This window comes from Roseicella aerolata, assembly GCF_020523605.1.
Classification (GTDB): Bacteria; Pseudomonadota; Alphaproteobacteria; order Acetobacterales; family Acetobacteraceae; genus Paracraurococcus; species Paracraurococcus aerolatus.
Genome location: NZ_JAJAQI010000025.1, coordinates 75,585 through 86,805 on the forward strand (window position 1 = coordinate 75,585; position 11,221 = coordinate 86,805).

Consider the following 11,221-nt stretch of genomic DNA (forward strand, 5'->3'; position numbering starts at 1 on the left):
AGCCCGCGCTGCGACCAACGGGCAGAGGGCGGCCATGCGGGATAGCGCCGGCCCGGCCCCGGCCACCCCCCTGCCACCCGCCTGGCCGGACCGGGGCGGCCCGCCGCAGGCCGGCGCGCCCGGGCCGGGCCGCCGCGGCTGGCGGCTTCGCTCCCTGCTGCTCGCCCTGGCCATGGCCCTGCTGCTGCCCACCCTCGCCCTGACCGGCGCTGCCTCCTGGCAGGCGGCGGAGGGCCACCGGGCGGCGGCCGAGGACCGGCTGCGCGACACCGCCAAGGCCCTGGCCCTCGCCCTGGACCGCGAGATCGCCGGGATCACCGCCGCCCTCACCGCCTTCGCCACCTCCCCCGCCTTCGGCCCCGATGCCGCGGCGCCCGACCTGCCGGTGCTCCATGCCCAGGCCCATCGCCTTGCGGAGCGGCTGGGCGCGGCCGTCTACATCGCCAGGCCGGACGGGATGCGGCTGCTGAGCACGCGCCGGCCGCTCGGCACGCCCATGCCCCCGGTCAATGCACAGGCGCTGGTCGACCGGGTCTTCGCCACCGGGCAGCCGGCGGTCGGCGACCTGGTGACCGGCTCGGTCTCCGGCACCCCCACCTTCGCCATCGGGGTGCCCGTGCCAGGGGCGGATGGCCGCGTCGCCTGGATGGCGGGCGCTTCCTTCGAGGCGGCGCGGATGCACGAACTGCTCGCCTCCCAGGGCCTGTCGCCGGACAGTTTCGCCGCCGTGTCGGATGCCGGGAACATCCTCGTCGCCCGCTCGGATCCGCTGCACGGGACGCTCATCGGCCAGCCGATCCCGCCCGCCAACGTGCAGCGCTTCGATGGCCAGGAGGCGGGGCTGTACGAGGCGGTGACCCTCGACGGCGTGGCGCGGGTCGTCGCCTTTCACGCGGTGCCCTCGGCCCCCGGCTGGACCCTCTTCGTGGCGGAGCCGGCGGCCGGGTTCACCGCCGCCTGGCGGGCGCCGCTGCTGCGCCTCGCCGGCGGCGGGGCCATCGCGCTGCTGCTCGGCGGCGGCCTCGCCCTCTTCGCGGCGCGGCGGATCCTGCGACCGGTCACCCTGCTGCGCGGCCATGTCCGGGCGGTGGCGCAGCCGGGCGCGCGCCCGGGCGCCGCCGCCGCCGATCCGCCACCGCCCGCCCTGGTCAGCGAGCTGGACGACCTTCGCCTGGGCTTCGCCGCCGCCGAGGCGGCGCTGCGCGCGCGGGAGGCCGAGCTGGCGAGCGTGCTGGAATCGACCAGCGACGGCGTTTTCGCGCTCGGTCCGGACTGGCGCATCACCTTCATCAACGAGCGTGGCGCCGCGCTGCTCGCGGCCGGGCGCGACCTCGCCGGCCAGCTGTTGTGGGAGGCCTTCCCGGAGGCGGTCGGCGGCGCCTTCTGGCAGGCCTATCACCGCACGATGGAGGAGCGCGTCGCGGCCACGGCGGAAACCTTCTACCCGCCGCTCGGCCGGCGGTACCGGGCCGAGAGCCATCCCCGGGCGGATGGCGGCATCGTCGTCTTCTTCCGCGACGTCACGGCGGAGCGCGAGGCGGCGGCCCGGCTGGCGCAGAGCGAGGAGCGCCTGCGCCTCGCCCTCGAGGCCGGGCGGATGGGGATCTGGGACTGGGACCTCGTCACCGACCGGCTGGCCTGGGATCCGCGGCAGTTCGAGCTGTTCGGGCTGGACCCCGCCGCGGGGCAGCCTTCCGGCACCGCGGTGCTGGAGCGGGTGCATCCGGCGGACCGGCCGGGGCTCGAGGCTTCCATCCGCGCGGCGCTCGAGGCGGACGAGGGCACCTTCAGCCACGAATTCCGCCTGGTGCTGCCGGGTGGTGGCCTCCGCTGGATCGGCGGCCATGGCCATGCGGTGCGCGACGCGGCCGGGCGGCCGGTGCGCATGGTGGGCATGAATTTCGACGTGACCGCGCGGCGCGAGGCCGAGGCGGCGCTGGCCGAGAGCGAGGCGCGCTTCCGCGACACCTTCGAGCTGGCCGCGGTCGGCATCGCCCTGGTCGGGCTGGACGGCGGCTGGCTGCGGGTGAACGACCGGCTCTGCGCCATCCTCGGCCATGCGCGGGAGGAGCTGCTGCGGCTGACCTTCCAGGAGGTCACACATCCGGAGGATCTCGCGGCCGATCTCGAACAGGTGCGGGCCCTGCTCGCCGGGACCGCCCGCACCTATGCCCTGGAGAAGCGCTACCTGCGCGGGGATGGCCGGGTGGCCTGGGGGATGCTCACCGTCTCCCTGGTGCGGGATGCGGCCGGCGCGCCGCAGTATTTCATCAGCGTCATCGAGGACATCTCCGACCGCAAGGCGGCCGAGGCGGCGCTGGCCGAGAGCGAGGCGCGGCTGCGCCTGGCGCTGGAGGCGGGGCAGGTCGGCACCTTCGCCTGGAAGCCGGTGACCGACGAGCTGGTCTGGGATGAGCGGATGCGGGCGCTCTGGGGCCTGCCGCCCGGCCTGCCGGTCTCGATCGAGACCTTCCGCGAGGGTGTGCATCCGGAGGATCTGCCACGGGTGTGGGCGCTGGTCGTCGCCGCGCTCGATCCGGCATCGGGCGGGAGCTTCGAGGCCGAGTACCGCGTCATCGGCCGGGCCGACGGCGCGCTGCGCCATGTCGCCGCGCAAGGCCGGGTCGAGTTCGCGGAGGGCCGGCCGCTGCGCATGATCGGCACGGTGATCGACGTCACGCCGATGCGCCGGGCGACCGAGATCCTGGCGCGCGAGGCGGAACAGCTGGAACGCCTGGCCGAGCAGCGCGCCCGCGCGCTCGCGGCGAGCGAGGCGCGCCTGGCCGAGGCGGCGCGCATGGAGGCGCTCGGGCGTCTCGCGGGCGGCATCGCGCATGACTTCAACAACGTGCTTCAGGCGGTGCAGGGCGGGCTGAAGCTGGCGGAGCGGCGGCTGGCCGACGACCCGGCCGGCGCGCGCCGCTACCTGGCCCTGGCGATGGATTCGACGGCGCGTGGCGCGGCGGTGACGGGGCGGCTGCTCTCCTTCGCTCGCCGCGGCGAGCTGCGGGCCGAGCCGGTGGCGCCCGCGCCGCTGCTGGAAGGGCTGGCGGAGATGCTGCGCCATACCCTCGGGCCCGACATCGCGCTGCAGGTCGAGGCACCGGCCGGGCTGCCCGCCCTGCTGGCCGACCGGGCGCAGCTGGAATCGGTGCTGGTGAACCTCGCCAACAACGCGCGCGATGCCATGCCCCGCGGCGGCGCGCTGGTGCTGCGGGCCGAGGCGGTGCGCGGGCCGCGGGAGGCGGCGCCCTCGGGGGCGCCATCGGGGGCGCCATCGGGGGCACCGGCCGGGCTCGCCGCCGGCGACTACCTCCGCCTCTCGGTGGTGGATGAGGGAGAGGGGATGGCGCCGGAGGTGCTGGCGCGCGTCACGGAACCCTTCTTCACCACCAAGCCGAAGGGCCAGGGCACCGGCCTCGGCCTCGCCATGGCGCGCAGCTTCGCCGAGCAGTCGGGCGGCGGGCTGGCGATCGAGAGCGCGCCGGGGCGCGGCACCACGGTCTCGCTCTGGCTGCCCGAGGCGCGGGCCGGCGACCGGGCGGCGGAGGTGGCCAGGGCGGCACCGGGCGCGGCAGCGGGCCTGGCGCCCCCGGCCGCACCGGCCGGCGGCGGGCCGGCCGCGACGGTGCTGCTGGCCGAGGACGAGGTGGAGGTGCGGGAGATCCTCGCCGCCGAGCTGCAGGAGCAGGGCTTCGTCGTCCTGCCGGCCGCGGATGCCGCGGCGGCGCTCGCCCTGGTGGAGGGCGGGCTGCGGCCGGATGCGGTGGTGACGGATCTGGCGATGCCGGGCGCGCTGGACGGGCTCGGGCTGGTGCAGGAGGCAAGGCGGCGCCTGCCGCGGCTGCCGGCGGTGCTGGTGACGGGCCATGCCGGCGAGGCGGCGGCCGAGAGCCTGGCGGAGGTGGAGCGCGGTGGCCCCTTCGCGCTGGTGCGCAAGCCGGCCCCGGCGGAGGTGCTGGTCGAGCGGCTGCGGCGCGTGCTGGGGCGGGAGCAGGCCGGGCTGGAGGCCTGACGATCGGGCCGGGAGGCCCGGCGCGGCCCACCGGGATCGCGGCGCGGTCAGCCCCGCCGCGCCTGCCTCATTTGCGGCGGGCCACTGCCGGGGCACGCAGCGAAGCTTCGTCGGGTGCCCGGAGCGGGCTCAGCGCGGGCTGGCGCCCGTACTGCAGGGATCAGGGATCGGGGCGGTTGGGATCAGGCGTGCCCGGCCGCGCCCGAGAGCAGCAGCGGGTCCACCTTCAGCTTGGCCATGGCCTGGAACCATTTCCGGTCGCCATCCTCGCCGAAGAGCAGCGCCTCATCCGGCGGGACGGAGAGCCAGGCATTGGCCTGGATCTCTTCCTCGAGCTGCCCGGGGCCCCAGCCGGCATAGCCGAGGGCGAGGATACCCTGGCGCGGCCCGCCGCCGCCGGCGATGGCCGTGAGGATATCGACGCTCGCGGTCAGCGCCAGGTCCTCGGTCACCCGCAGGGACTGGTCGTTGGACCAGTCCAGCGTATGCAGCACGAAGCCGCGGCCGCCATCCACCGGGCCACCCTGGAACAGGCGGATGCGGCGCTGCGGCGGCACCGGCTGCAGGCCGAGCTGGGTCAGCAGTTCGTCGAAGGAGAGCCCTTCCAGCGGGCGGTTGAGGACGATGCCCATGGCACCTTCCGGCGAATGGGCGCAGAGGCAGATCACGGACTTGGCGAAGCGGGGGTCCTGCATGCTGGGCATCGCGATCAGCACCTGCCCGCCGAGATATCCCTCCTGCCGGGAGGAGCCCGAGGCCGATCCTGGGCGTGCACGTCTTGCCATGGGACCAAGATGGCGGTGCGGCGGTGCGGCTGCAAGCGCGGGGGCGCCCCGCGCCGCGACCTGTCACCGCGGGCGCCGGTGACGCCCGCGGTGACAGGACCGGCCGGAGCCTTTACATGCATCGGGACCCGAACGAGGGAGGGACCACCATATGACGATCCAGGCCGGTGACAGCATCCCGTCCGCGAAGCTGATGCAGGCGACGGCGGAAGGCCCGAAGGAGACCACGACGGAGGAGCTGTTCGGCGGCAAGACCGTCGTCCTCTTCGGCGTGCCGGGCGCCTTCACCCCCACCTGCTCGGCCAAGCACCTGCCGGGCTACACCGAGAATTACGAGGCGCTGAAGGCCAAGGGCGCGGATGTGATCGCCTGCATGGCGGTGAACGACGCCTTCGTCATGGGCGCCTGGGGCCAGGCCCAGGGCGTGGCCGACAAGCTGGTGATGCTGGCCGATGGCAGCGCCGAGTTCACGAAGAAGCTCGGGCTGGAACTGGACCTGACCGCGCGCGGCCTCGGCGTCCGCTGCCAGCGTTTCGCGCTGGTCGCGAAGAACGGCAAGGTGACGCATGTCGCGGTCGAGGCGCCGGGCGCCTTCGAGGTGAGCAAGGCAGAGGCGATCCTCGCCGCGCTCTGAGCGCGGCGGGCGCGGCCGGGGCGGGGCGGCAGAAATCGCCTCGCGCCCGGCGGCCGTGGGACTATAGTCGGCCGGTGCGCGGCAGGACGCCGCGCGCCGGCTTTCCGTTCGGCCGGCGCCCATTCCGGAGAATGCTGGCATTGAATCCCTTCACCACCGCGACCCTCGCCTGGCAGACCGCCTTCGTCTTCACCCTGCGCAGCCTGCAACTCTGGACCGAACCGGTGGAGGCCCAGGCGCGACTGACCGCCTATGCGCTGGAGAAGCAGAAGGCCTTCGCGGCCGGTGCCATGGCGGCGGGACAGGCGGCGCTGGCCGGCGCCGCAGCGCCCGCGGTGCTGGAGGCGGCGCTCGCCCCGGCGCACCGGCGGGTGCGGGCCAATGCGCGGAAGCTGATGCGGGGCTGAGGCCGCGCCCCATGCCGACGGTGCGGATGCATATTTGAGGTCGCGGAAGTGCCGGCCTTTGCGCCGCGCCGGCGCGGTTCAGCGCCCCGGCGGATCCCGCACGAGGCGGACGAAGGCGCCGAGCAGGCCCAACATCCCCTCGGCGCTCGCGGGCAGCCGCTCGGGCGGCAGGGTCAGGCTGTCCAGGAAGCGTCCCTCGGCCGTGGTGAGCGTGAGCTCCAGGGTCTCGCCGGCCACCCTGGGGCGGCAGACGACCTCCTCGCCGCCCGCCTCCCGGCGCGCGGCCTCGATGAACTCCCGGATCTCGTCGAGGCCGCCGAGGTGGCCGCCCGCCTCGTCCAGGAAGCCGGCGATGGCGGCACCGGCCTCGGGGAGTGGGACCAGGTCGAGCGGCACACTGCCATCATTCTCCGCGGCGACCTGGCCGCGCCAGCGGTCGAGGGCCCTGGCCCGGCCGCGCTCCTCCGGAGTCTCCTCGTCATCCAGCGGCTCCTCCGGGAGCCCGCCCGCCGCCTCGATGACGTCCCAGACCGGGATGCTCCAGTCGACCCGGAGGCCGACCAGCACCCCGAAGCCGTGGCGTGCCAGGTCGTCGGTGTCGCCCGGCGGCAGATCGGGCGGATCGCGGTCGGCGACGAGGTCGAAGAGGACGCGGCGCATGGCCAGAAGTGACAGTTCCTCGACGGCACCTGGTGACCGCCAGCCCGGCAGGAATCGCAGCTCCTCCTCCGGCGCGAGGCCGCCGGAGGCGATCAGGCCATCCGCCAGGGCGACGGCATCCGGGACGGCTCCGGGCGACAGGGCGACCGGCAGCGCCACCAGCTCGGCCCAGCCCGAGGCACCGACAGCGGCAGCCGCGGCGGCGGCCAGCATGCCGGCGCGCAGCTCGGCGGCATTCTCGTCGCTCTGCCGCTCGCGGATCTTCCGGACCGCGAGGTCCAGGACATCGCCCCGGCCCGCTTCGATCAACTCGCCCAGGAGGGCCTCGAAGGCGCTGCTCTCTCCGTCCCCGTAGGCCGCAAGCAACTCGTCGGCGACCGGGCCCGGCGCGGGCGGAAAGCGGGGCGGCGGCTCCGGTGGCGGGGCCTTCAGGCCCAGGGCGCGGAACGCGTCGCCGCCCCGGAGGAGGCGGCCGCGGTCTACCCAGCCCCGGCGTATCTCCGGCCTGTCCTCCCGCCCGGCCAGCCAGCGCCGGAAGGCGCCGCGGTCGGCGCGCTGGACGAAGACCTCGACGCCTTCCTCGGACATCGCCTCGGCGACGGTCCTGGCGACGGCATTGGCGGTCGCGACATCGGCCTCGCCTGGGCGGATCGTGTCCAGGGTATCGGCATCGGGGTAGATCGTGACCAGGATGCTGTCGAGGTCGGGCGCGACCTCGCGGGCGAGTTCCTCGGCCGCCCCGATCCGGTCGTCCTCGTCGTCCATCCCCTGCATGCCTCCGCCTCGCGGGGTCGCTTATGACCTTGGCCCGCGCCCGGCTCAACGCAGGAGAGGCCAATCCGCCGCCCCGGACGCCCGCAGCGGGGTCTGCGGCGGCGCCTGGGACCGCCCGACGCCGAAGCATCCGCTGCCGCGTTTCCTGCCGACCGTTCGTGCCAGCCGGCGGTCGTGCGGCAGGCACCAGGCGACGTTCATTATCGGCTGCCCTCGGCGCCCATGACGGCGTTGACCCTGGTGACGAGCCCCGCCGGCATCTGCCGCGGGACGAGGGCAGGGTGGCCTGGGCGGCGCCGGGGCGGCACCTGGGCCCGGCTTGGACCGAACCGCCCAGGCGTGCATGGAATCCCAGACCGGGGCTGCGCCCCGGGCATTCGGAGGAAGGACGATGACCTGGCTGCCTGCCGAGGATCCCACCTGCCCCACGCCGCCGCCCGGCCTGGAGCTTGTGCTCTTGCCCCGTGCCCATGACATTGGCGGCTTCGAGGTGCGCCGAGCCCTGCCGGCGAAGGAACGGCAGATGGTCGGCCCCTTCATCTTCTTCGACCAGATGGGGCCGGGCGAGTTCCTGGCGGGCAAGGGCCTGGACGTCCGCCCGCACCCGCATATCGGCCTCTCGACCGTGACCTACCTGTTCGAGGGCGAGATCCTGCACCGCGACAGCCTCGGCTCGCACCAGCCGATCGTCCCGGGGGACGTGAACTGGATGACCGCGGGCCGTGGCATCGCGCATTCGGAGCGGACCGACCAGGGGCTGCGCACGCGTACCAACCGCCTGTTCGGCATCCAGTCCTGGGTCGCGCTGCCGAAGGACGCGGAAGAGACGACACCCGCCTTCGTCCACCACCCCGCTGCGAGCCTGCCGCTGGTCGAGGACACTGGCGTGCGGCTGCGGCTGATCGCCGGCGAGGGCTGGGGGCTCGCTTCGCCCGTCGCCGTGTCCACGCCGCTGTTCTACGCCGATGCCGCCCTGACGCCGGGCTCGGCCCTGCCGCTGCCCGATGGGCACGAGGAGCGCGCGGCCTATGTGCTGGACGGCGAGGTGGAGGTGGCGAGCGACAGCTTCGGGCCCGGCCGCATGCTGGTGTTCCGCGCCGGCGACCGGCTGGCCCTGCGCGCCGGGCCGCGGGGCGCTCGCGTGCTGCTCCTCGGCGGCGCGGCGATGGACGGTCCGCGCCACCTGTTCTGGAATTTCGTCTCCTCCTCCCGCGAGCGGATCGAGCAGGCCAAGGCCGACTGGCAGGCAGGCCGCTTCGGCAAGGTGCCGGGCGACGAACAGGAGTTCATCCCCCTGCCCGAGCGCGCGGTGGTGCGGGCCGCGAGCCGGCCGTCGGAACCCGGGCAGGTCGGCGAAGGCTCTCCCACGAGCTAGAGCAGATCGCGCAGGGCCGTGAACGACCGGGCGCGTAAAGCTGCTCGAAAATCAGAGAGCACCAGCGGATTGCGTTCAGATATGAACGCAATCCGCTGGTGCCGGGATCCGGCCGCCTGGGAACGGAGCGCTCGCGGATGGGATGAAGTCCCCGAGTGCCGCCGCCTGGCGACATGTCACCCGATGAGGATGAGGCCTGGTTGTGGAGCGACATGCAGGCAGGACGGACGGGCACGAGGGTGGCGGGGGGAGGCCTGCGCCGGGCGTGCGCCAGCGATCCTCCGCCGCCACCGGGCCGACCCCGCGCCCGGTGAGCCTCGCGCTCCAGGGCGGCGGCGCGCACGGCGCCTTCACCTGGGGCGTGCTCGACCGCCTGCTCGAGGACGATCGCATCGCCATCGAGGCGGTCAGCGGCACCAGCGCCGGGGCGATGAACGCCGCCGCGCTCGCGGCCGGCTACGCGCAGGGCGGTCGGGAGGGCGCCCGGCGCGCGCTCGACCGGTTCTGGACCAGCACCAGCGAGCGCTCGGTCTTCAGCCCCTTCCAGCGAACCCCGCTCGATCGGCTGCTCGGGCGCTGGAACCTCGACCACTCGCCGGGCTACCTCTGGTTCAACCTGCTCGGCCGGCTGTTCTCGCCTTACCAGACCAACCCGCTCAACCACCACCCGCTACGCGACATCCTCGCCGGGCAGATCGACATGGAGGCGGTGCGCGCCTGCCGGGCGCTCCGGGTGTTCGTCACCGCCACCAATGTGCGCACCGGGCGCCCGCGGGTCTTCGGCCAGGAGGACCTCTCGCTCGACGCCCTGCTCGCCTCGGTCTGCCTGCCGCATCTCTTCCAGGCGGTGGAGATCGACGGCGACCCGTATTGGGACGGCGGCTACATGGGCAACCCGGCGATCTGGCCCCTGATCTACGGGTGCCAGACCGCGGATGTCGTGCTGGTCCAGATCAATCCGCTGGTGCGCGAGGGCACCCCGCGTACCTCGCTCGAGATCGACAACCGGATGAACGAGATCGCCTTCAACTCGTCGCTCATGCACGAGATGCGCGCCATCGCCTTCGTGCAGCGCCTGCTGGAGCAGGACGCGCTGAAGGAGCCGGTTGCCTCGCGCTACAAGAACATGCGCGTCCACATGATCGGCGACGAGGAGGGGATGAGGACCCTCGGCGTCACCAGCAAGTTCAATGCGGAGCGCGACTTCCTCGAGCACCTGAAGGCCGCCGGCCGTGCCTGCGCGGGGCGCTGGCTGGAGGCGACCTCCGGCGACCTCGGTATCCGCTCGAGCGTGAACGTCCGGGAGACCTTCCTGTGAGCGGCAGGGTGCTATGCCGGGCCGCCGCATCGGGCGTGGCGGATGCATCGGTGATCGCCAGAGCGGAGCCGGCGGGCCGAGGAAGACCTTGCCCCTGGCATCCCCGCCCAGGCGAGCGAGGAAGCGGAGCAGGCCGCCGCGGCGCCGCCGGCAACGACATCACGACGCGTGGTGGTCATCGCGAGCTTCCTTGCTGATACCTGGCTCATGACGTCGCGGCCTGCGGCCCATGCCGCGAAGCCGAGGCCCGGGGGGCCGCCGGCGTTCGGGGCAGGACATGCGGCAGCATGTCATGCGCCAGGTATGAGAGGGTGGAGGGGCCAGGCAGTCAACGACGGCCGCGTTCAGGCCCGGATGAAGGTGAGGAGGTCCGGGTTCACCACATCCGCCTGCGTCGTGCACAGGCCGTGCGGGAGTCCCTCGTAGACCTTGAGGGTCCCCCTCTTCAGAAGCTTCGCCGAGAGCAGCGCGGAATTGGCGATCGGCACGATCTGGTCGTCATCGCCGTGCATCACCAGCGTGGGCACGCCGATGACCTTCAGGTCTTCGGTGAAGTCGGTCTCCGAGAAGGCCCTGATCCCGTCATGATGCGCCTTGGCGCCGCCCATCATGCCCTGGCGCCACCAGTTGTGGACCACGCCCTGCGCGGCCTGCGCGCCCGGCCGGTTGAAGCCGTAGAAGGGGCCGCTGGCGATGTCGAGGTAGAACTGCGCGCGGTTGGCTGCGAGTTGCTGGCGGAAGCCGTCGAACACCTCGGTCGGAAGGCCGCTGGGATTCGCCTCGGTCCTCACCATGATCGGCGGCACGGCACCGATCAGGACGAGCTTTGCCACACGCCCCTGATCCTGACCGTGGCGGGCGACATAGCGCGTGGCCTCGCCACCACCGGTGGAGTGGCCGATATGGACCGCATTCCTCAGGCCGAGATGCGCCACGACAGCGGCGATATCGGCGGCGTAGTGATCCATGTCGTGCCCGTCGCCGACCTGGCTTGAGCGACCATGGCCGCGCCGGTCATGGGCGACGACGCGGTAGCCCTTGTCCAGGAAATAAAGCAACTGCGCATCCCAGTCATCGGCGCTCAGCGGCCAGCCGTGATGGAAGACGAGCGGTTGGGCATCCTTGGGGCCCCAGTGTTGATTGCCACTGAGAGCTGACCCGGTTTGGGGTTAAGTTGCCACTGAGAGTTGACCCATGTTCGGACGCTAGCCTCGGGCCTTTGGTCGGGGGCGGTGGGAGTGTTGGACATGGCG

Annotated in this window: 7 protein-coding genes and 1 pseudogene; 5 read left to right on the top strand and 3 right to left on the bottom strand. The window is 73.5% G+C overall.

The annotated features are described in order from the left end of the window. The first annotated feature begins 34 nt into the window (after positions 1-34). On the top strand, positions 35-4,015 hold the full coding sequence (locus tag LHA35_RS16675; protein WP_226609991.1) for a PAS domain S-box protein: 3,981 nt from the start codon (positions 35-37) through the stop codon (positions 4,013-4,015). A 182-nt stretch (positions 4,016-4,197) separates the two neighbouring features. On the opposite strand, the gene LHA35_RS16680 is transcribed toward LHA35_RS16675, so the two are convergent. Further along, positions 4,198-4,800: a YqgE/AlgH family protein gene (locus LHA35_RS16680; RefSeq protein ID WP_226609993.1), complete on the bottom strand. Its 603-nt coding sequence runs from the start codon at positions 4,798-4,800 to the stop codon at positions 4,198-4,200. Positions 4,801-4,951: 151 nt separating this feature from the next. Between LHA35_RS16680 and LHA35_RS16685 the strand changes: the two genes are divergently transcribed. Together LHA35_RS16685 and LHA35_RS16690 are read left to right on the top strand one after the other, a co-directional pair. Then, complete coding sequence (locus tag LHA35_RS16685) at positions 4,952-5,434, top strand: peroxiredoxin (protein WP_226609995.1); 483 nt, start codon at positions 4,952-4,954, stop codon at positions 5,432-5,434. Between the two features lie 131 nt (positions 5,435-5,565). Beyond that, entirely contained in the window at positions 5,566-5,841 is a 276-nt protein-coding gene (locus LHA35_RS16690) for a hypothetical protein (RefSeq protein ID WP_226609997.1), read from the top strand. A 78-nt stretch (positions 5,842-5,919) separates the two neighbouring features. Here LHA35_RS16690 and LHA35_RS16695 read toward each other — a convergent pair whose 3' ends face one another. Then, positions 5,920-7,266, bottom strand: a complete 1,347-nt coding sequence (locus LHA35_RS16695; protein WP_226610000.1) for a hypothetical protein — start codon at positions 7,264-7,266, stop codon at positions 5,920-5,922. A gap of 400 nt (positions 7,267-7,666) precedes the next feature. Between LHA35_RS16695 and LHA35_RS16700 the strand changes: the two genes are divergently transcribed. Continuing rightward, a complete protein-coding gene (locus LHA35_RS16700) occupies positions 7,667-8,650 on the top strand; it encodes a pirin family protein (RefSeq protein WP_226610002.1) in 984 nt (327 codons plus the stop codon). Positions 8,651-8,960: 310 nt separating this feature from the next. Further along, entirely contained in the window at positions 8,961-9,968 is a 1,008-nt protein-coding gene (locus LHA35_RS16705) for a patatin-like phospholipase family protein (RefSeq protein ID WP_226610005.1), read from the top strand. A gap of 344 nt (positions 9,969-10,312) precedes the next feature. Here the strand turns inward: LHA35_RS16705 and LHA35_RS16710 are convergent. Next, positions 10,313-11,068: pseudogene (locus LHA35_RS16710) on the bottom strand (alpha/beta fold hydrolase); the annotation flags it as partial. Between the last annotated feature and the right edge of the window lie 153 nt (positions 11,069-11,221).